Genomic DNA, 20354 nt, shown 5'->3' with positions numbered 1-20354 from the left:
GCATGGAGAAGGGAGGGTCGAGGACCGCTCGCGAAGACGCCGCGGGTTCATGCCGTCCGTCCCTCATGGAGTCGGATCGCCGTGCCGAGGTGGCTGACCAGGTCGGCCAGATGCAGGCGCACGCCCGCGGCCTGCTCGGGCGTGACCGACGAGAGCAGCGCCACCTTCGACCCGGTCCAGCCCGCGTCACGGAGCAGGTGAGTGAACTGCCGGCCGCCCACGGCCAGCAGGCTGCCGTCGCCGTACCGGACCGCCAGGCGGCCGTCCACCAGCACCGCCAGGTCGCAGGTGAACGGCGCCGCCGCCGGCTCCTTCGCGGCGCCCCGGCGCTCGGCCAGCTCCCGTTCCCGCGCCGGGAGGCCGCTCACGAGGTCGACCGCGGGCAGGTGCGCCACGCGCACCCCGCCGGTCGGCACCAGGCGGCCGTCCACGTCGGACTCGAACGGGCCCGTCGGACCGTATGCCTGCCAGTGGCCCGCCGCGCCCTGCGGGTCGACGGCCGCCAGGTCGAGGCAGCCGCCGAGCAGGACCGCCTCGGCCGGCTCGGCCGGCACCCACACGGTCGCCCCGGTCACCTCGGCGAAGTCCGCCAGGTTGGTCCGCAACCGGCCCCGGTCGGCCTCGTCGTCCGGCCAGCGCAGCCAGAGCCGTACCTGACGCCGGTAGAGCGGAAGCGCGGCGAGGGCAGCGGCCAGCCCGGCGGCGTCCACCCGCGTCGTGCTGCGATCGTAGTACCCGAGCACGAAGTCGCCCGAGCGCACCTGCACGCCGAGCGTGACGAACGCCGGATGGCCGACCCGGATGGCCGCGGCCGCCGTACGGGTGTGGACGAACGTCTCGCGGGTCGCCAGCATCACACCGCCGTCCGGCAGGGGCAGCGAGATCGGGCCGGTCCGCTGCCGGACCCGGCCGCCGGACAGCTCGAACCAGCCGAAGGCCGACCCGACCTGCCCACCGGGCTGCACGATCAGCCAGTCGACCGGGTAGCCGTCCGCGTCGACGGCGACGAGATCGTCCTCGACGCCCGTCGTGCGCGCCAGCGGCCTGCGGACGACCTGCGCCCCGGCCGGCGGGACGAGCACGTCGCGCCCGAGGCGACGGGCGAGGCCGCGCAGCAGCGGCACGTTCCGCTCACCCGGCGCGGTCAGGATCCGCAGGTCGCAGTCCTCGGCCCCGGCCTGCCGCACCAGCGCCGTCAGGTCCGCCGCGCGCAAGGCGACGTCGACCCTGTCCGGCCGGGCGAGCCCGCCGTCGGGTCCGACCACGAGCGCCAGGTCGTGCAGGCCGGGTGTCCGGGGTGGCGGGTGGTCGTCGCCGGGCGCGGATCGCGTCGCCGGAGGCAGGACGGCGGACACGGTCAGGCCACGTCGATCGACCAACGGGACCGCGGTCCCGATCCGACCACGATCGGCACCACCCGGGGCTGCCAGCGCACCAGCAGTTCGTGCAGCGTGGCGACATCCCCCGCCGGGAGGTCACCGACGAAGGCCACCAGTAGCGGCGTGTCGCCGAACCGGTCGGCCAGTTCGTCGAGGGACCCGATCCAGTGGTCTGTCCCGCCGGTTTCCCCGAGCGCGTCGCCGACGGCGATCGTCGGCACGCCAGCGCGGGACAGCTGGCGGGTGAGCGTCAGTGTCAGGCGGCGGACGCCGGCCGGGTCGCCGCTGACCGTGACGACGTCGGGGCTTGCGCTGAGATCCAGCCAAGCGGCGCCCGGCCCCGGGTCGCCCAGGTGCACCACCGCCGCACCGGTTCGCGACCCGATCTCACCACGCCCGAAGAACGCGTCGCCCGCGTCGGGACGAGCGCCGACGAGGCGGATCGCCACCTGGTCGGAGCCGGACCGCAGGCGAAGTTCCACCCGCGGTGGCGCGGTGTCGGCCGGCCTGGCCGGCGCCGGGGCCTCCAGCAACCGCGCCGAAGCCCAGCGCGGTGCCTGGTCGGCCGACACCGCGCCGGACGACTCCGTGCCGGACGACTCCGTGCCCCGGTCGTCGGGTTCGGTCGGGCCGTGTGCCGTGGTGGGCGCGAATTCCGCGCCGCACAGCTCGGGTTCCCGGCCGTTCGCCGTGGTGGGCGCGAATTCCGCGCCGCGCAGCTCGGGTTCCCGGCCGTGTGCCGTGCTGGGCACGGATTCCGCGCCCCGGTCGTTGGGTTCGGCCCACCCGTTCGCCGTGGTGGGCACGGATTCCCTGCCCCGGCCGCGGGTGGGGAGATCGGGCGGGCGGCGCAGTGGGGGAGGCGACTCGACCGTGGGCCAGCGGTCGTCGGTGGGGAGATCGGGCGGGCGGCGCAGTGGGGGAGGCGACTCGAGCGCGGGCCAGCCGTCGTCGGTCGGGAGATCGCGCGGGCGACGGCCCGCCGGAGCAGGCTGGTCGAGCCGGGCCCGGCCCGTGGCCCGGACCGGGCGGTGAAGCTCGATGCGCTGCCCGCGGCGCAGGAGGTGCAGCGAGACGCCGAGGATGGTCGTGACCAGGACGATAGCCCCCGCCCGCAGCAGCCAATCGTCGGACCGTGCGTCGGGGGCCGCGGATGCGGGCGGGGGCGTGCGCGGGTCGCTGACCGTCGGTGCCGGGCCGGACAGCACGCCGGGCCCTTTCGCGTCCGCCGGGAGAAGCAGGACCCAGCCGGGCAGCACCACCAGCGGGTCGTCCATCCGCTGCCCGTCCGGCTGCAACCGCCCCCGGTTCAGCTCGAAGATCTCCTTTTGCCGGTGCCCGTCACCCAGGGTCCGGGCGGCGATCTGGAACAGGTACTCCCGCTCGGCCCCGCCGGTCCGCCCGACGACGTAGTACTTCACGGTGGCCGGCGTCGTGGCCGACACCGACGGCGCCGGTTCGGCGGCGGCGGTTCCGGTCAGGCCGGCCGCGCCCACGGCGCCCAGCAGCGCGGCGCACACGAGCCACCGCACGGCGCGCCGACCCGCCCGGCCGGCCGGCGGTGGGCGTCGAGGCTTGGAGGAAGTCCCCACGCCCGGCATGGACGAGCGGCCGCGCGATTCGGTTCACCGCCGGCCGTGAACCACCGGGGCCCGCGGCCCGTCAACGATGCGAGGCGCGAATACGCCACAGTGAGGGGAGCAGCGTCGGATGGGTACGAAGTTTCGCGCAGGCAGCCGGTGGACCCGATCGCTTTGGCGGCCCGAGCGGCGACGCGTGGTGGTCGCCACCGTCGGCGTCCTCGTCCTGGCCGGCGTGGCGACCGTGGTGACCACCGCCAACGCGCAGCCCGAGGGCATCGTTCCGCTGGACGACGCGCGCCTGGCCGCCCTCACCGAAGCCTCGGCGTCCTGCCCCGCCGTCACCCCGGCCCGGCTGGCCGGTCAGGTCATGGCCGCCACGGGCTTCAAGGGCACGCCGGAAGGCGGCATCGCCGGGCTGTCGGCCAACGAGTGGGAGGTCTGGAAGCCCTGGCAGGCCGCGCGGCCCGACGACGAGTCGGCCAGTGTGCTGGCGCTCGCGCATCTGACCTGCGACCTGATCGGGAACCTGCGCACGAGCGGCGTGCCGGGTGACGTGTGGCGGCTGGCCGTGGGTGCCTTCGCCTCGTCGCTGCAGGACGTGCACCAGGCCGCCGGAGTGCCCGCGCGGGCGACCACCTTCGTGAACGAGGTGGAGACGTACGCCTCGGCGTACGAGCAGGCGCTGCGGGTGGGGGTGATGGCCGAAGACACCGGGACCCCCGAGCCGACGACCAGCCCGACCGTGACGACGACACCGACCACGGCGGCACCTACCCGGGCGGCCTCGCCGACCGGCTCCCCGACGGTGTCCGCCACGGCGCCGGAACCGCAGGCGCCGTCGTTCTCGGTGAGTTTTCCCGACTTCAGCAAGACGACGAACCTGCGCCTGAACGGTTCGGCGAAGGCCGTCGACGGCCGGGTGGATCTGGCCGAGGGCCTGGAGCAGAAGGGCAGCCTCTGGGCGACGGAGCGGGTGGATACCAACCGGTCGTTCGCGTCGTGGTTCAAGGTTGCCATCAAGGCGCACACCGACGGCCTCGCCTTCGTCATCCAGGCCGCGGGGGAGGACGCTCTCGGCGGTACCGGCGGCGGCATCGGGTACGGCGGGCGCCCCGACGTCGAGCCGGAGTGGATGATCCGGCCAAGTGTCGCCGTGGAGATCGACACCTGGGCCAACGCCGGATGGGACCCGGAGGGCCAGAACCCGCACATCGCGGTCACCACCAACGGCGACATCACCCGGCACCACATCTCGGCCCCGCCCGGGTTCAGCGTGACGGACAACCAACCGTTCTACGTCTGGGTCCACTACAGCGCGAGCGCCGGAACGTTGACCGTCCGGGCCGGACAGTCAAGCGAGCAGCCAGCCGCTCCGCTGTTCACCTACTCGATCGACCTACGGGCGCAGTTGGGCACCGACAAGGCGTGGATCGGCTTCACCGGCAGCACCGGCCGGGTCGCCCCCGCGGAGGGGAAGGAGTCGGTGCTGTCCTGGTCCGCCATCCAGTCGTGACGACCCGTGGCATGCGTCTGCCCATTCGGGGTCGGCCTAAGGCAAGATCACGTTGACCTGGCAGGCCGTGGTGCTGTGGATCGTTTGCTGCGGCGCGCTGGCGTTTCCCTCCGGCTTCCGTCGCCTGTCGTGGACGTGCACGACGAGCGGGTCAACCGGGCGGGCGTGCGGTTGTTGGTGAAGCGTGACGATCTGATCCATCCGGAGTTTCCGGGAAACAAGTGGCGGAAGCTGAAGTACAACCTGGTGGCGGCGGTGGACCAAGGCCACGACACCTTGTTGACCTTCGGTGGGGCCTACTCGAACCACATTCGCGCGACCGCAGCGGCTGGGTATTACTTCGGATTCGACACGGTCGGAGTGATCCGGGGTGAGGAGCATCTGCCACTGAACCCGTCCTTGGCCTACGCGGTGAGCCGGGGGATGCGGCTCACCTACCTCGATCGAGCGACGTACCGGGAGAAGCGCAGCCCGCCGGTGATCGGGGTTCTGCGAGAGGTCTGGGGCCGGTTCTACCTGCTGCCGGAGGGTGGCAGCAACGCCCTCGCCGTGCGCGGTTGTGCGGAGCTACCGGCGGAGATCGTCGAGCAGTTCGACGTCATCTGTTGCCCGATCGGGACCGGTGGGACGCTTGCCGGTATCGCCGCCGGCTTGCGCGTGGGGCTGATGCGAACGGAACTAAAGTACACCCGTCAACGCGCCCGAAGATGACATGGTGTGGCCATATCCGGGGCGCCTCTTATCGGCGGCGTCTGGACCAGATAAGGATCTGGAGTGTGCCCACCGCAACGGGCTAGCATGCGGCAACGGGCTCGGCGGATCAGCTGCGCCGCCCCCGAGACCAGGTAAGGATGTCGCCCCCATGGCATCGCTCAATTCGTATGCACCGTATCGCCCGGTCCGCCACGGGGCTCCGCCCCAGGTCCGGGACTTCCGTCATCGCCTTTCGGTGGCGCCCGTGCGGCAACTACCGCCGGCACCGCCATCCCTCGCATCGGCCGCGGCGGCCGTGCGGGCTGCCCGCGAGTCGATGGCGGCCGTGCGGGCGGCGAGCAGGTCGATGGCGGCCGTGCGGGCCGCCCGCGAGCCGACGGCGGCCGTGCGGGCCGCGAGCAGGTCGATGGCGGCCGTGCGGGCGATCCGTAGCCCGACGGCGAGCTTCCCGGCTCCGCGGCGGTCACTTCCGCCCGCGGCCGCGCTCATCGTGCGGGCGCCGCTGAATGTCGGTCGGCGTCTCGAAGCCGCCCTCGCCCCGCCGCCGGAGTCCGGGGCGCGCCCCATCAAGCAATAGCGCATCTGGTAGTGAGATCAGGAGTCAAGCATGGCACTTACGGGTGACTACACCTACTTCAAAGACGGTACGACGCGGCTGGACATGTCGGATGGTTCGTCGAGCGTGTACAGCGGTACCGGTAATGACACGGTCACTCTGTCGCGGACGCTGGCGAGCGGCACGAAGTACACCGAGTTCGATAGCGACGGCAATCCGGGGCACGTTGAGTTTCCTGACGGGAAGTCGGGCAACTACACGTATCTGTCGGATGGTACGACGCGGCTGGACGTGTCGGATGGTTCGTCGACCGTGTTCAGTGGTAGCGGTGACAACGCGGTCATCCTGGAGCAGACGGATCCGAACGGCACGGTCTATACGAACTTCGATGAAAGCGACAGGCCGCTCCATGTGGAGTTCAGCGAGGTCGACATATCAAGCCGGCTGTAACGCGCCGGGCGAGCGTGAGATGGCCCGCAGGTTGGTCCTGCGGGCCATCTCGCGTGCCTCATTCGGAAGGAAAGGTCGCGTCGATGTCGGCCTTGGAATAGATCTGGCCGGCCGTATCGAGGGCCAGGGTAAAGTCGCCGGCGGCTCTGATCACATCTGCCGCCGACATCAGCAGCGAGTTGCCCCGGTCCGAAAAATCCTTTGTGCGCTCCGGATAGGTGTCCCCCAGCACGATGCTCGGGTGCTTACCCTCCCAAACCCCGTGATACTCGTAGAGTTCCCTCTCTTCGTCCAAGGTGAAGATCCATTTTTGGTCCTTGGCGAACTGGCCGGCCAGGTCGTCGTACTCCTGTTTCGCCCATTTGACGGCCTCGAGGATTTGGGCCTCGGCATCGCGGAGGTTGGCGAGATAGACCTTGTATGGTGGACGTGACGGTGTCTGCGGCGGGGCTGGCGGTTCTTCCGATCCTCCGTCCTTGATGAGTTGGCCGATGAGATCGCGCGGCCATCCCGGCCGGATCGTGATCTTGGGTAGGTCGTCGGGCTCCGGCGGCGGGGGCGGGGGCGGCGTGTCATCGGTCTGCGGCGTCGTGTCATCGGTCTGCTCGGTCACTTCGTTCTCCTTGTTCTCGAGTCGCTGTCCGGATGTCACCCCGCTGTCGCGGGCAGATCGGCCGGGAACAGCATGGTCAGCTCCTCGGCGGTCGGGTCGCTGACCTCGGCGACGCGTCGCGCGTGTCGCTCCGTCATCTCCTGGAATACCTGGCGGGCGAACCGGCCATTGCCGAAGCTGTCCGTGCGGCGGGTCGCGGCGAACAGCTCCAGCAGCGCGGCACCGGTGTCGGCGTGCAAGCCGTACTGGTGCGCGCCCGCGTGGTGCTCCACGATGCGCACGAGTTCCTTGGGCTCGTAGTCATCGAACCTGAGCGTGCGTGTGAAGCGCGAGGCCAGACCCGGGTTGGCGGCCATGAAACGCTCCATCTCGTCGGGGTAGCCGGCGACGATGACCACCACCTCGTCGCGGTGGTCCTCCATCAGCTTCACCAGCGTGGCGATCGCCTCCTGGCCGAAGTCGCTGCCCTGGCCGTCCGGGACCAGGGCGTACGCCTCGTCGACGAACAGCACCCCACCCGCGGCCCGCCGGAACGCGGCCTGCGTCTTGGGCGCGGTGTGCCCGACGTACTCGCCGACGAGGGTGCCCCGGTCGACTTCCACGAGGTGACCCTTGCTGAGCATGCCCAGGGCGGCGAGGATCTGGCCGTAAAGCCGGGCGACGGTGGTCTTGCCGGTGCCCGGATTGCCGGCGAAGACCAGGTGGCGCGACAGCGGGGGCGGCGGCAGCCCCGCCTCCTGTCGGCGTTTGACCATCTGCATCAGCGTGACCAGCGTCCCGACGTCCTGTTTGACGCGATCGAGGCCGATCAGCTCGTCAAGCTGGCGGAGCAGGTCGGGCAGGCGTTCGGTGGGGTCGTCCGGCGCGCCGGTCGCGTCGCCGGCGTGACCCGGTCGCTGTCCTGCCCCGACCGGTGCGCCGGAGACCGTGCGGCGGGCCGGTGCCGGGTCCTCGACCGGAATGCTCCGCTCGATCGCGTCGTCCACCCGGCACTGTTCGAAGACCGGCCGCGCGGTCTCGGCGATCCGGGCGTCGACCTCGGCATCGCGAATCCACATGCGACGGATCACCGGTTCGGCGCCGTCACCGACGAACAGGGCCGGGAATTCCGTGTGGGACAGCGTCACGTCGTCGAGCGTCGCCCTGGTCTCGGGGGCGAGGTAGACACCGTTCTTGCGACACCGGCTGATCGTGACCGAACGGATCGACGGCCGGGCGGCGTTCCACACCACCACCCCGCTGCCCTCGCTGCCCTCGACCTCGCATCCCTCGAGGTGGGCCGCGCTGTCCCGGTCGATGAACACGCCGGCCGTGCCGTTGCCGACGAACCGGGAGTTGAGCGCGGTCAGGCCGGTCTCGGGACCGATCTCCAGGCCGCAGGTCGAGGACGCGGAGACGGTGCAGCTCTCGACCAGGGGCCGGTGCGGTGTCTGTGCCCGGATGCCGACGGTGGTGTGCTTGATGGACACCTCGCGTAGGTTGGCGTCGCTGGTCTCCTCCAGTTGCACGCCGGTCATCTGGGCGTTCTCGACGGTGCCACCGGCCATCCGCAGCATCGCCCGGCCGGTGGCCCGCACGCCGTGCTCCCGGGATCCGGACACCACGCAGTCCCGCAGGTCGACGTCGGCGTGGTCGGCGAGGTGGAACGCGGTGAAGGAGGAGTCGGCGACCCGCCAGCGATCGAGTGTCACCGCGGCCTCGTCGCCGAGGAAGAGACCGTTCGCTTGGGGTCGGGTGACCACGCAGTCGGCGCCGGTCAACCGGGCCGAGCCACGCACGACCACCCCGGTGCTGGCACTGCCCGTCACCTCGCAGTCGGCCATCTCACCCCGCGTGTGGTCGGAGTACTCGACACCCCCCTTGCCGGCGTCGGTGAACCGGCAGCGACGCAGCGCCACCTTCCCGTACCCGGTCGCGGCCAGCCCGCGACCGCCGGCGCGGGCGATGCTGGAGTCCATGATCTCCGCCGCGTCGGTCGGGCCGGCCGGCGCGGACACGTAGATGCCGTCGCTGCCCAGGTCGGACATGCGGCAGGAGGACACCGTGAGGCGGCCCGTGGTGTCCACCGCCACGCCGGCGTCGCCGGTGTGGGTGATCTCGCAGTCGTCGAGCGCGGCCGACGCGGCGCCGGCCGCGGACACGCCGTGCGTGGACACCCGGGTGATCGTCGTGCCCGACACGGTGGCCGAGGCGGACCGGTCGAGCAGGACGCCGGCCCCCGCGACGTCCTCGACGGTGCAGCCGGACACCGTGACCCGGGCGTCGCCGGTCACGTGGATCCCGGCGCCGCTACAGCCGTGGACGCGGCACTTGTTCAGGGTGGGCGTGGCCCAGCCGGTCACCTCGACCCGCCCGGACGACACCTCGCAGTCGGTGAGGGTGAGGTCCCCGGCGGAGATGGCGACCGCGACGCCGTCCGGGCCGCAGCCGCGGATCGTCGCGCCGGTCACCGAGACCGTGCCCGCCGTGGCGACGATCGCCGGGCCGTGCGCCGCGACGATCTCGACCGGTCCGCCGGCGGACTGGGCGACGATCGCCACCGGCCGGTCGAGCAGGACGCTCTCCCGGTAGACACCGGGCGAGACGAGGATGAGCGCCCCGTCATCCGCTGCCCTGACGGCCGCGCTGATGGTGCGGTGGCTTCCCCACCCCCGCGGGGTTACCCGCTCCTGTGGCCGTGTCCCCACGCCGGACCTCAGGCGGCCACGTGGCGACGGTCGTCGAGGTAGCCCAGTTCGATCGCCATCCTGGTCAGCTCGGCCTTGTTGTTGACGTTCAGCTTGCTGCGGATGCGCTTGGTGTACGTGTTGACGGTCGCCTGCGTCAGGCCCATCCGGGTGGCGATCTGCGCCTGGGTGAAGCCGAGCGCGATCAGCCGGATGGTCTCCACCTCGCGGGGGGCGAGGACGTGCCCGTCCTCCCGGGAGGCGCGGACCAGGCCGGCCTGGAACTGGCCCACCAGCCGGCTGCACAGATAGAAGCCGCCGCGGGCGATGACGCCTACCGCGGTGCGCACGGTCTCGGGATCGGAGTGCCGGGTGATGCACCCCCGGGCGCCCGCGCGGATCGCGTGCAGCAGCGTCGCCGGCCCGTCCCAGATCGATGTGACCAGCGGATGGGCGATGGCGGCCGCCGATGCCACGGCCGCCGGCCCGTCACCGACCAGGGGGAGCGCGATGATCGCGACGTCGGCACGGCTGCCCGCGGGCAGGTCCCCGACCGAGTCCACGGAGGCCACCACGGTGAGGTCGGGGTCTCCGGCGAGGGCCTGCTCCATGCCCGCCCGCGTCACCGGCTGGTCGTCGACGATCGCGACGCTGATCAACCCGTCGGACCCGGGCGGCGGAGCGAGGTCAGCGTGGTAGCGGATCGCGGTATGTGGTGCCACGGTCGTCCTCCCTGACGGACTCGCGTTGTCACTTGGTCACCGGTAGACGGACAAACGCGACCCGAAGTTCAGCGTTCCGTGAACCGCGAACGGGGACCCGAACGTCTACCGGCGGAGCCCGATGTCCCCGACCTGAGGAGAGCACATGCCAGCCACCGGCTGGGTACGTAAGGTGGCCGCCCTGCTCGGCGCGGTGGTCCTTGCCGCCGGTCTGGCCCCGGCGGCCCGCGCGGCCGCGCCCACCCCGGTCAACGTCAAGTACTACGAGGTCGGCGCGACCGCATCCGGCAAGCCGGAGAGCCTGACCGACATCGCGGTGCGGTTCCTCGGCAGCGCGGGCCGGTCCGCCGACATCTTCGATCTCAACGTCGGGCGGACCCAACCCGACGGTGGTTCGCTCACCGACCCGGCGACGCTGCGCGTCGGGTGGTTCCTGGTGCTGCCGTGGGACGCGGTCGGGGACGGCGTCCAGTACGGGGTCCTGCCGACGAAGTCCACCAAGAAGGCGGCACCCGCCAAGCCGACCAAGCCGGAGAGTCGGGATGAGCGGGGGGCGGGCGCACCCACCAAGATGCCCGCGGACCCGCTCGGGACGGCCGGGCCGACGGCCGGCGCGTCGGCGACGCCGACAGCCAGCGCCTCGGCGGCGCCGAGCGCCAAGCCCGGTTCGTGCGCCGGCGTGCCCGTGCCCGGCAGCGCCTCGGACTGGGCGCATCTGCGGCTCGCCCCGCAACAGGCGTGGGATCGGGGGCGGGGCGGTGGCGTCCTCGTGGCGGTGATCGACTCCGGCGTCGACGGCAGCGTGCCTGCCCTGCAGAAACGGGTCGCCTCCGGCCCCGACATCGTCACCGGCTCCGGCCGTGGGGACGTCGACTGCCTCGGCACCGGCACCGCGATGGCGGGCATCATCGCGGCCGACGAGGGCGGCGGCAGCCCGATCGTCGGGATGGCGCCCGAGGCGACCATCCTGCCCGTACGCATCGCGACCAACGAGCCGAAGGCGACGGTGGCCGACCAGGCGGCCGCGATCGAGGTGGCGGTCTCCGCCGGCGCCCGGATCATCGCCCTGGGCTCCTACGTCGACCCCGCCCAGGAGCCCGTCGGCGCGGCGATCCGCAAAGCGGCCAGCCACGACGTCGTGGTGGTGATGGGCGCGTCGACCGGCGAGGCCGGGACCTGGCCGGCGGAAGTGATCCAGGTCGGCGGGATGGGCGTGGACGGCGAACTGGCCGCGACGTACGCGGCGGGCGACGTGGACGTGGTCGCCCCCGGAGTGGGCGTGTCCAGCGTCGGGATCCTGGGCACCGGAACGTTTTCCGGCTCGGGCGTGCAGTACGCGGTCGCGTTCGTCGCAGGGGAGGCGGCGCTCCTGCGCGGCGCCGACAAGGACGCGCCCGCGGCGCAGATCGTCAACGACATCCTGCGCTCCGCGAGTCCCATGGCCTCCGGCGAGGCGCCCGATCCGCAGTACGGGTTCGGCCTCATCGACCCCGCCCAGGCGGTGGCGCTGGCCGGGCAGGCGGGGCCGGCCGAGCCGACCGGGTCGGCGGCGGGCGCCCGGTCCACGCCGGACACGTCATCGCCCCCGTCCCGCACCGCGATCCTGGTCACGGTCGTGCTGGCGTTGATCGTGGGCGTCTTCCTGTTCTGGCGTATCCGCCGGGTCGTCCGATACGGCGCGCCCGACGCGCCCGAACCCGGGGCGCCCGACGACGAGGCTTCGCCCGCGCCGCGGCGGGTCGCCGAGACACCGACCGTGCCCATTCCCCGGGGCGTACGTCCCGCCGCCTCCGGCGAGCTTGGGGTGGCCAGCAGCTACGGTGCGGCCGGCGACGACCATGACCGCGGTCGGTGATGACGGTGTCCGATCCGGGCCCGCGCCGCCTGTCCTGGCGCGACCGCCAGGAGTTCGTCCGGGCGTTCGACGAACATGTCTGGGCACAACCCGGCGCGGAGCGACCCCTGGCGCGGCCGGCGACGGTCGCCGTCGTGGGCTCGATCGCCAGCGTTCTCGCGCTGCTGGTCGGCGTCGTGCTGCAGCTCGCGTTCCCGCCGTCGGAGGCGACGGCGACGACGACGCCGCCGGCCGAGGCGTACACGGCGGTGGCCGGGTGGGACTGCGAGAGCACCGCCGACCACGGCTTCGACGTGACTGGCCGTACGCCGGAATGGACCACGATGGCCACCGGGGCCTGGAACCGCGACGGGTGCCACGGCACCTTCCAGACGATCCCGATGAGCGGTGACCCCGACCGGGGCACGGCGCGCCAGGCGGCGATGTGGTGGTTCCTTCCTGGACCGGAGTACACCCGTTGCGAGCTGGCGGTCTATGTGCCGGTGCCCGAACGGCCCCAGGACGCGGCGGGGCAGGCGACCTACGTCGTGCGCGCCGGCCGCAGCGGCGGCACGCTAGCCGAGCAGGTGGTCGACCAGGCAGCCGCGCCCGGTCAGTGGGTGGCGATCGGCACGTTCCCCACCACCAGGAACGGGCTCGCGCTGGCGTTGGGCGACCAGGGTGTGCCGACCACCCCCACCAGCCGCCTGGCCGTCGCGCAGGCCCGCGTCACCTGTTCCTCCTGAACGCAGAAGCGAGAGCCCCATGAGTCGTCTCGCCTTCCACCGGCCGGCGCGGTTCCGTCCGGCCGAGCCGCCCCACGACAAGGTCGCGTTACCCAACCCGCCGGAAGCGAAGGGAACGGCCAGCGCAGGGTCGATGTTCACCATCGTCTTCGCGATGATGTCGAGTATCGGAATGTCCGTATACATGATCAGCTTCGGTCGGCCGTTGATGATCGTGATCGGCGCGATGTATGTCGCGGTAGCGATCAGCACCACCATCGGTATGGCCCTGCACACGCGTGGTACGCGACGCCGCGCCAGCCGGCGGCAACGCCGCAAGTACCGGGCGAACCTCACGATCGCCCGGAAACAGGCCCGTGAGGTGGCCACCGCCCAGCGGCTGACCGCAGCCACGCTGCACCCGGAGCCCGAAGGGCTGTGGGGCATCGTCCGGTCCCTCGACCGGGTGTGGGAACGGCGGCCCGTCGACCCGGACTTCCTGCACCTGCGCATGGGGGTCGGCCGGACGGACCTGGCCAGCCCGATCGAGATTGGCAACCGGCTCGACCCGATGGCCGACTACGACTGGGAGTCGCTGCGGTCGGCCCGCCGGCTGGCGGCGCGGATGGGCAAGGTCGACGCGCAACCGTTCGTCGCCGACCTCGGCGCGTGCGGGGTGGTCAGCATCCTCGGCCCGCATCGGGCGGCGGCGGCCGTAACCCGGGCCCTGCTGTGCCAGCTGGTCGTCCTGCACGCCCCCGACGACGTCGGCGTGGCGATAGATGCCTCCGACAACGGCGATTGGGAATGGGCGAAGTGGCTGCCCCACGCGTTCGAACCGGGCACCAGCGGCGACGCCGGGGTGGTGCCGCTGGTCGCCCGGGCGCCCCAGGAACTGGCTGACTACCTCGAACAGGACCTGCAGGAGCGCCGGGAACGCCAGCGGACGCGCCGCGCCCAGATCACCATGGACCGCGGTACGCCGGTCCAGCGGCGCCTGGTGGTCGTGTTCACCAGGTTCGAGCCGAAGTCCGAATGGGGCCGCTCGAACCTGGTGCGCTCGCTGGTCGAGAGCGCCGGCCCGCAGCTGGGCTACACGCTGGTGTTTCTGTCCGAACAGGAAAGCGATGAGCCGAGCCGGGTCGACCTGCGGATCCGGCTGACTGAGGACGGGCAGCTGAGCGCGGAAGGCGGCCCGGGCGGGCCTACGGCGATGGAGGACTGCACGCCCGACGCCGTGCCGCCGAGCCTCTGCGAACTGATCGCCCGGGGTCTGTCGCCGTTGCGGCTCGTCGACGACGAGGAGCAGACGCTGGCCCGGACGGTGCCGCTGACCGAGATGCTGGTCGCCGGCGACCCCGGCGACGCCGACATCGCGCAGCGCTGGAAGGCCACCGCGCCCGAAGACCTCCTCCGGGTTCCGGTCGGCACCGACGGCGAGGGTCAGACCGTTGTGCTCGATATCAACGAGTCGGCCAGGGGCGGGTACGGGCCGCACGGGCTGGTCGTGGGTGCCACCGGCTCGGGCAAGAGTGAGCTGCTGCGCACCCTGGTCACCGGCCTGTCCATCACCCACCCGCCGGAGCTGCTGAGTTTCGTGCTGGTGGACTACAAGGGCGGTGCGGCGTTCGCGCCGCTGAGCGGACTGCCTCACGTCGCCGGCCTGATCACCAACCTGGCCGATGACGCCGGCATGATCGACCGCGTGCACGCGGCCCTGCGGGGCGAGCAGCAGCGCCGGCAACGGATGCTGCGGGCGGCGGGCAACCTGGACTCCATCCACGAGTACCAGCGGCGCCGGGCGGCCGGGGGCACGGGCGCCGACGGGCAGCCGTTGCCTCCGCTGCCCTACCTGCTCATCATTGTCGACGAGTTCGGTGAGCTGCTCTCCGGCCGGCCCGACATGACCGACCTCTTCGTCCAAATAGGACGCGTGGGACGCAGCCTCGGCATGCATCTGTTGATGGCGACCCAGCGGCTGGAAGAGGGCAGGCTGCGCGGCCTGGAGTCCCACCTGTCGTACCGGATCTGCCTGCGCACCTTCAGCGCGGTGGAGAGCCGTACGGTGATCGGGACCAACGACGCCTACCGCCTGCCGGCGCTGCCGGGCTCGGCGTACCTCAAGGTGGACGAAACGGTCTACCGCCGGTTCCGGGTCGCCCACGTGTCGGCGCCGTATCTGAGCCCCGCCGAGCGGGCCACCATGACCGCCGGGATCGGCCCCACCATCGTCCCCTTCGGGTTCCGGTCGACCACCACCGAGGAGCCCGACAACGTTCCGGCGACGGGCGCGGACGAGCCGAGCGGGCCGACCGAGCTATCCATTGTGGTGGAGCGGATCAAAATGGTCGGCCGGCCCGCCCACCAGGTGTGGCTGCCCCCGCTGCCCGCGGCGATTCCGCTGGACTACATGTTCGGCCAGCCGGCCGTCCACCCCGGCCGCGGACTGTCCGCCCGCGACTGGCCCCTGCTGGGCTCGCTCAAGGTGCCGATCGGCGTGGTCGACCTGCCCCTGCAACAGGAGCAGCAGCCCATGCTCCTGGACTTCGGCGGCCATCACGGGCATCTGGCGATCGTCGGGGCACCGCGCATGGGCCGCAGCACCCTGCTGCGAACCATCCTGCTGGCCACGATGCTCACCCACACGCCCGACGAGGTGCAGTTCTACTGCGTCGACTTCGGCGGGGGGACGCTGCACCCGTACACGAGCGCGCCGCACGTGTCCGCGGTCGCCGACCGAGCCGACCTCGCGGTGGTCGACCGCACGCTGGCCGAGGTTCGCGCCCTGATCACGGAGCGGGAGGCGACCTTCCGCGCGTTGGGCATCGACTCGATCACCGAGTTCCGGCAGCGCCGGGCGGCCGGACTGCTTCCGGCCGGCCTGCGCGCGGCGGACATTATCCTCATGATCGACAACTGGGGCGCTGTGCGGACCCAGAGCGAGCAGTTCGAGCCGCAGGTGCAGGAGATCGCGGCCCGTGGTCTCGGCGCCGGCGTCCACCTCATGCTGACCGTCGGCCGGTGGCTCGACATCCGGCCGGCCGTGCGCGACAGCATCGGGGTCCGCTTCGAACTGCGGCTCAACGACCCGAGCGAGTCGGAGATCGCCCGGCGTCCGGCGGCGGCGATGCCGGCGCTGCCGGGGCGCGGCCTGAGCGGCCCCGGGCTGTTCGTCCAGTTCCTGCTGCCCCGGGTCGACGGGCGGGAGAGCGCCGAGGGGCTCCGGGAAGCGCAGGAGGACGTCCTGCAGAAGGTGACGGCCGCGTGGACCGGCCCGGCGGCCCCCAGGCTGCGACTGCTGCCTGACCGGCTGTCGACCTCGCAGCTGCTCGCGATGGAGATCGACGATGCGGCCGGGATGCCCATCGGGATCGGCGAGCACGACCTGCGACCGGTCGGTCTGGACCTCACCAGCGCCGACCCCCACCTGCTGGTGTTCGGCGACAGCGGGTCCGGCAAGACCCAGTTCCTGCGGACGTTCCTGACCAACCTCGTGCGGCGGCAGCCGGCCACACGCGCGCGTGCGCTGCTCGTGGACTACCGGCGCGGCATGCTGGGCGTGGTGCCCGACGAGCACCTGGCCGCGTACGCCCCGGACGCGGCGGCGGCGAGCACCTACGTCAACCAACTGGTCGAGCGGCTCAAGGAGCGGATGCCGCCCCCGGACGTCACGCCCGAGCAGCTGGCGTCGCGCGGTTGGTGGGATGGGCCGGACATCTACCTCGTCGTGGACGACTACGACCTCGTGCTCGGCGCCGCGAACCCGCTGGGCCCGCTGGTCGGGTTCATTCCCCACGCGCGCGAGGTCGGGCTGCACATCGTCCTCGCCCGCCGCGTCGCCGGCGCGTCGCGTACCTCCCACTCGGATCTGCTGACCGTGCGGCTGCGGGAACTGGGTACCAACGGGCTCATCCTCTCCGGGGACCCGCGCGAGGGGGCCCTGGTGGGTGAGGAGCGGGCGGCTCGCCGCCCGCCCGGCCGCGCCGTCCTGGTGCGGCGGGGCCAGCCGCCGCTGTTGACCCAGATCGCCATCGCAGATCGGGCGGTCGAGGTCGAAGCCCCGACTACGAGCCACCGCTGAGCGGGCGGCGATGTTCCCATCGGACGCAGCGGGATGTCCATCGTTTCGGGACCTACCCGACGCACCGGTCCACCTGGCACGGTCGGTATCGGACGGTCGGCGAGGGCCGGCAGGAGGAGGCGGGCCACACCATGATCAACGGGTTCGATACCAGAGCCAGAGAGCTGAGCACCACCGCTAATGACTGTGACGCCATGGCAGTCGCCCTGGAGTCCGAGCTAGCGGCGCTCAAGTCGTACGTACTCGGGCTCAACGGCCCGTGGATCGGGCCGGCGCAGAAGGAGTTCGAGAAGATCATGGGACCCGGCGGGCCGTGGGAGAGCAACACCAAGGCCCTGCTGGCGGCGTTGCACGGCATCGCCGTTGGGCTGCGGAACAACATGGAGGGCTACACCACGGGCGAATTGAACAACGTCGCCTACGTGGCCGGCACCGGGGAGACGCTGCCGCCGGCGAACCTCTGATCGTGATCAGCAATCGAAGGGAGGACGGGATGACAATCTACGACCGCATTCGGGTGCCGGCCGAGCTGGGCGACGCGGGGCCCTACCTGCACACCAAGGCGGCGACGCTGGGTGGGGAACTCGCCCGGCTGAAGGCGCGTGTCGTCGCGCTGCGGGACACGTGGAGCGGTGACGCGGCAGTCGCCTACACGGAGCACCAGGCCGCATGGGACGCCTCGGCCGACTCGCTGCTCGGGCCGGAGGGGTTCCTCAACAACATCGCGGTCGCGATGGATCGCGTGTGGCTGAACTACGTGGAGCTGGAGCAGGGCAACACCGCCGCCTGGCGGGCCGGCTAGCCGAGGCGGTCCCTGGGATGTTCGACGTCGACCCGGTCGCGCTGGACGCGGCCATCAAAACCACCCGGCGGGTGCACGGCAAGGTACGGGAGCACAACGCCGCCCTCCGCGCGACCTTCAAGCTGGTCGAGGACGTATGGCACTCGCGCTCGTCGCTTTCCTTCTCGACGCTCGCCGGCAAGTTCGAACTCGCCGCCACGGAGATGGAGGAAAAGCTCGACGACGCGGTCCGGCGACTGGAAACCGTGCAGGCGAACATCACCGCGGCGGAACAGGCCAACGTCGCCTCCCTGTCTCCCACACCGTGACGGACTTTCCGAGAGAGGAGACCGACCATGGCCAGCGGGAACTACAACTGGGAGTCGATCAGGATCGACCCGATGCAGCTGTACAAGCTGGCCACCGTCGACCTGAAGGAGCGCATCCTTGACTACGGCGCGCAGCTGACCGAGCTGTCGAGGACGTGGGAAACCATGCCGGGCAGCTGGGCGGGGAGCACCGCCACCGAGGTGCAGGCGTACTTCGATCGATACAACGAGCTCGGCCGCGATCTCTTCGGAACCGGCAAGGAAAATCTCAGCGACGAGACACCGAACGATGCCGTACTCGTGAAGATGGCGGTGGCACTCGCGCGCGTGGCCGCGAACTTCGACGCGGCCGAGGGAGCCGTCATCGAGGCATTCTCGGCATTCACCCAAGAACCTCCGGATGTCGACCCCAAGGACCCGAACCTCTGGCGGCGAAGCCCCGGCGTCGGCCCGGTCGTCGTGGAGAACTGAGTGGCCATGCAGGACGAGCGAAGCCGGATCACCGTCGCCGGCGGCGGCAGGCGGGTCGACATCGCGCTGCCGAGCGGGGCGCCGGTCGGCGAGTACGTCGCCGACCTGGCGACGCTGTGTGGGCTGGATCGCAAGGGTCAGCACCCGGTGTGGTCGCTGGCGCTGGCCGGGGCGCCGCCGCTGCCGCTGGGCGCGTCGCTGGTCGAGGCCGGCATCCTCGACGGGCAGGTCCTCTACCTGTGTGACATCGCCCGCGATCCGACCCTGATTCCGGTGGTGGAGGACACGGACGAGTTCGTGCTCGACCAGGCCCGGCAGCTCAGCCAGGCGAGCCGCAACCGTGGTCTGGCGGTCACCGTCGCCGGACTCCTCTGGCTCGTCGCGGTGGCCGCCGTGCTGGCTCTCCACCGGGACGCCGACCGGCTCGTCCCGGCCGTGAGCCTGACCGCCGCGGCGTTGACGCTCCTGGCCACCGCGTGGGGCTTCCAGGTCCGCGCAACGAACACGCCGCCGGGGCTCCCGCTGGCGATGTCGCTGGTGTCCGTGCCCTGCCTCGCGGTCGCCGGGGCGTTGCTCGCGCACTCGCTCGGCGGCGCCACCCTCACCTGGATCGGGGCGGTCGTCGGCGCCAACGCGGCCGCCTTGCTGACCCTCGCCGCCGTGCCGGAAGCGGTCCTCTTCGCCGTGGAGTTGCAGTTCGGCCTGGCGGCCGTGCTGGTGCCGATCCTCACCGTGATCGACGCGGACCGCATCCAGGTGGCGGCCGCGGCCACGGCGACCGCGCTGGCGCTCATCGCGGTGTCCAGGGCCGTGGCGGCCACGATCGCCGCGTACGTGCGCCGGACCCGCCGCGCGGAGGTGAGCAATCGTCAGGAGATAACCGGCTGGTTGGTTGGCGCCCAGCGGCTGATGCCCGTCGTCGTCCTGGGCCCGGTCGTCGCGCTGGTCGTCGCCGTGCCGGCACTCGCCCGGTCGGGCCAACTGTATGCCGTGGCGCTCGCCGTCGTAGCCGTGATCGCCGTGCTCGTGCGGGCCCGCCAATCCATCGTCCGCGCGGAGGCGGCCCTGCTGGGCCTGGCCGGCATGGTCGGCGCGTTCGGGCTGTTGACCGCGGGAGCGGCTGTCGTCGGCTGGGCTTTGATCTCGATGATCCTGGTCGGTCTGGGCCTCGTCCTTGTCGTGGCTGGAGTGACGGTGGCGATGGCCCAGCGACCCGACGAGGAGCCCGACGCACTACCCGACCTCGCCGGTCCGCAACGGCGCCGGCTCGTCGACGTGGTCGGCACCCTCTGCATGGTCCTCGCGGCGCCGGCGACCCTTGGCGCCCTTGGCGTTCTCGACATCTTCGTCACCGCCGGCCGTGACATCGTCCGATAGGTCACCAGGTGACTGGTGTGCGTTGACACCGGTCACCTGGGCCCTGTCGACAGGTCAGCCGGCTTGTACCTGGGCCTGGAGCGTCGCGGCCAGGTTCGACAGCGGGGCCGCCAGACCGGCCGCAAGCCCCTGGATCCCATCGGACGCGTCAGCGTGGGCCTCCATGATGAGCCGCTCAAGACGCGCGACGTCGTTGCGGTCCACCACCCGCGGGTCGAGGCGGAGCTCGCGGAGCTGGCCCGAAGCGGCGAGCGTCACCCGGACGGCGCCCTCGCCGGCGATGCCGGTCACCTCGGTCTCGGCCAGTGCGGCCCCCGCTTGCTGGAGCTGATCCTGAAGTGTCTCAAGTTGGCTGAGGTAGGGGTCATTCGATGCGTTCTTTGGCTGCATGCACGTATGACGGCGGGTAGACCGGGGCGGTTCATGCGGCAGCGTGCGGCGGTGACACCTGAATGGGTCTCTTGTCGCTGTCCCGTTGGTCGTGTTCAGAATGCCTGCTGAGGTGTGGCCGCTGGCCGTCCATAGCCCATGAGTGAGCAGCAGGGAGGTGAGATGGTAAA

At 71.7% G+C, this 20354-nt stretch carries 18 protein-coding genes; 11 read left to right on the top strand and 7 right to left on the bottom strand.

All coding sequences use genetic code 11. From position 1 onward, the window contains the following. Positions 1-47 precede the first annotated feature (47 nt). Both KJS59_RS15915 and KJS59_RS15910 read right to left on the bottom strand, forming a co-directional pair. Positions 48-1355, bottom strand: a complete 1308-nt coding sequence (locus tag KJS59_RS15915) for a hypothetical protein (RefSeq protein ID WP_213453673.1) — start codon at positions 1353-1355, stop codon at positions 48-50. A gap of 2 nt (positions 1356-1357) precedes the next feature. Then, the gene (locus KJS59_RS15910; RefSeq protein WP_213453672.1) at positions 1358-2911 is read right to left on the bottom strand and encodes a LysM peptidoglycan-binding domain-containing protein; all 1554 of its coding nucleotides are present in this window, start codon (positions 2909-2911) and stop codon (positions 1358-1360) included. 244 nt (positions 2912-3155) lie between these two features. Between KJS59_RS15910 and KJS59_RS15905 the strand changes: the two genes are divergently transcribed. Together KJS59_RS15905 and KJS59_RS15900 are read left to right on the top strand one after the other, a co-directional pair. After that, positions 3156-4475 carry an L-type lectin-domain containing protein gene (locus KJS59_RS15905; RefSeq protein WP_213453671.1) on the top strand — a complete coding sequence of 440 codons (1320 nt, stop codon included), beginning with the start codon at positions 3156-3158 and terminating at the stop codon, positions 4473-4475. A 129-nt stretch (positions 4476-4604) separates the two neighbouring features. Continuing rightward, positions 4605-5186 carry a 1-aminocyclopropane-1-carboxylate deaminase/D-cysteine desulfhydrase gene (locus KJS59_RS15900; RefSeq protein ID WP_249714268.1) on the top strand — a complete coding sequence of 194 codons (582 nt, stop codon included), beginning with the start codon at positions 4605-4607 and terminating at the stop codon, positions 5184-5186. A gap of 225 nt (positions 5187-5411) precedes the next feature. Here the strand turns inward: KJS59_RS15900 and KJS59_RS15895 are convergent, their stop codons facing one another. Continuing rightward, complete coding sequence (locus tag KJS59_RS15895; protein ID WP_213453670.1) at positions 5412-5678, bottom strand: hypothetical protein; 267 nt, start codon at positions 5676-5678, stop codon at positions 5412-5414. Positions 5679-5796: 118 nt separating this feature from the next. Here KJS59_RS15895 and KJS59_RS15890 point away from each other — a divergent pair, with 118 nt between their 5' ends. Continuing rightward, on the top strand, positions 5797-6195 hold the full coding sequence (locus tag KJS59_RS15890) for a hypothetical protein (RefSeq protein WP_213453669.1): 399 nt from the start codon (positions 5797-5799) through the stop codon (positions 6193-6195). A gap of 58 nt (positions 6196-6253) precedes the next feature. Here KJS59_RS15890 and KJS59_RS15885 read toward each other — a convergent pair whose 3' ends face one another. The 3 genes from KJS59_RS15885 to KJS59_RS15875 are packed head-to-tail and all read right to left on the bottom strand — an operon-like array spanning position 6254 to position 10196. After that, the gene (locus KJS59_RS15885) at positions 6254-6808 is read right to left on the bottom strand and encodes a hypothetical protein (RefSeq protein ID WP_213453668.1); all 555 of its coding nucleotides are present in this window, start codon (positions 6806-6808) and stop codon (positions 6254-6256) included. A gap of 35 nt (positions 6809-6843) precedes the next feature. Then, complete coding sequence (locus tag KJS59_RS15880) at positions 6844-9495, bottom strand: right-handed parallel beta-helix repeat-containing protein (protein ID WP_213453667.1); 2652 nt, start codon at positions 9493-9495, stop codon at positions 6844-6846. Between the two features lie 8 nt (positions 9496-9503). Continuing rightward, the gene (locus KJS59_RS15875) at positions 9504-10196 is read right to left on the bottom strand and encodes a response regulator transcription factor (protein ID WP_213453666.1); all 693 of its coding nucleotides are present in this window, start codon (positions 10194-10196) and stop codon (positions 9504-9506) included. A gap of 145 nt (positions 10197-10341) precedes the next feature. On the opposite strand from KJS59_RS15875, the gene KJS59_RS15870 reads away from it, so the two are divergent. The 8 genes from KJS59_RS15870 (at position 10342) to KJS59_RS15835 (ending at position 19794) form a co-directional block, all read left to right on the top strand. Beyond that, positions 10342-12051, top strand: a complete 1710-nt coding sequence (locus tag KJS59_RS15870) for a S8 family serine peptidase (RefSeq protein WP_213453665.1) — start codon at positions 10342-10344, stop codon at positions 12049-12051. Positions 12052-12056: 5 nt separating this feature from the next. Beyond that, positions 12057-12776 (top strand): hypothetical protein, encoded by a 720-nt coding sequence (locus KJS59_RS15865; RefSeq protein WP_213453664.1) that lies wholly within the window; start codon positions 12057-12059, stop codon positions 12774-12776. 19 nt (positions 12777-12795) lie between these two features. After that, positions 12796-16836, top strand: coding sequence for a type VII secretion protein EccCa (eccCa, locus tag KJS59_RS15860; protein WP_213453663.1), 4041 nt, complete (start codon positions 12796-12798; stop codon positions 16834-16836). A gap of 194 nt (positions 16837-17030) precedes the next feature. Continuing rightward, entirely contained in the window at positions 17031-17300 is a 270-nt protein-coding gene (locus KJS59_RS15855; protein WP_213453662.1) for a WXG100 family type VII secretion target, read from the top strand. A 29-nt stretch (positions 17301-17329) separates the two neighbouring features. Further along, positions 17330-17638 (top strand): WXG100 family type VII secretion target, encoded by a 309-nt coding sequence (locus tag KJS59_RS15850; RefSeq protein ID WP_213453661.1) that lies wholly within the window; start codon positions 17330-17332, stop codon positions 17636-17638. Positions 17639-17655: 17 nt separating this feature from the next. Then, the gene (locus KJS59_RS15845) at positions 17656-17946 is read left to right on the top strand and encodes a WXG100 family type VII secretion target (RefSeq protein WP_213453660.1); all 291 of its coding nucleotides are present in this window, start codon (positions 17656-17658) and stop codon (positions 17944-17946) included. Between the two features lie 27 nt (positions 17947-17973). After that, positions 17974-18417 (top strand): WXG100 family type VII secretion target, encoded by a 444-nt coding sequence (locus KJS59_RS15840; protein WP_213453659.1) that lies wholly within the window; start codon positions 17974-17976, stop codon positions 18415-18417. A 6-nt stretch (positions 18418-18423) separates the two neighbouring features. Next, a complete protein-coding gene (locus tag KJS59_RS15835) occupies positions 18424-19794 on the top strand; it encodes an EsaB/YukD family protein (protein ID WP_213453658.1) in 1371 nt (456 codons plus the stop codon). A gap of 54 nt (positions 19795-19848) precedes the next feature. Here KJS59_RS15835 and KJS59_RS15830 read toward each other — a convergent pair. Then, positions 19849-20354, bottom strand: a 506-nt coding sequence (locus KJS59_RS15830; RefSeq protein WP_213453657.1) for a YbaB/EbfC family nucleoid-associated protein, incomplete at its 5' end; no start/stop codon positions are given.

The organism is Rhizomonospora bruguierae, assembly GCF_018397995.1.
Classification (GTDB): domain Bacteria; phylum Actinomycetota; class Actinomycetes; order Mycobacteriales; family Micromonosporaceae; genus Rhizomonospora; species Rhizomonospora bruguierae.
The sequence above is the reverse complement of the archived record's forward strand: the minus strand, read 5'-3'. Positions and strand labels throughout refer to the sequence as shown.

Bases quoted from the DNA above. Each gene is read 5' to 3' on its own strand.
- KJS59_RS15840 (WP_213453659.1), top strand. From the start codon at position 17,974: ATGGCCAGCGGGAACTACAACTGGGAGTCGATCAGGATCGACCCGATG.
- KJS59_RS15895 (WP_213453670.1), bottom strand. From the start codon at position 5,678: ATGAGCGCGGCCGCGGGCGGAAGTGACCGCCGCGGAGCCGGGAAGCTC.
- KJS59_RS15890 (WP_213453669.1), top strand. From the start codon at position 5,797: ATGGCACTTACGGGTGACTACACCTACTTCAAAGACGGTACGACGCGG.
- KJS59_RS15870 (WP_213453665.1), top strand. From the start codon at position 10,342: ATGCCAGCCACCGGCTGGGTACGTAAGGTGGCCGCCCTGCTCGGCGCG.
- KJS59_RS15855 (WP_213453662.1), top strand. From the start codon at position 17,031: ATGGCAGTCGCCCTGGAGTCCGAGCTAGCGGCGCTCAAGTCGTACGTA.
- KJS59_RS15835 (WP_213453658.1), top strand. From the start codon at position 18,424: ATGCAGGACGAGCGAAGCCGGATCACCGTCGCCGGCGGCGGCAGGCGG.
- KJS59_RS15850 (WP_213453661.1), top strand. From the start codon at position 17,330: ATGACAATCTACGACCGCATTCGGGTGCCGGCCGAGCTGGGCGACGCG.
- KJS59_RS15845 (WP_213453660.1), top strand. From the start codon at position 17,656: ATGTTCGACGTCGACCCGGTCGCGCTGGACGCGGCCATCAAAACCACC.
- eccCa (WP_213453663.1), top strand. From the start codon at position 12,796: ATGAGTCGTCTCGCCTTCCACCGGCCGGCGCGGTTCCGTCCGGCCGAG.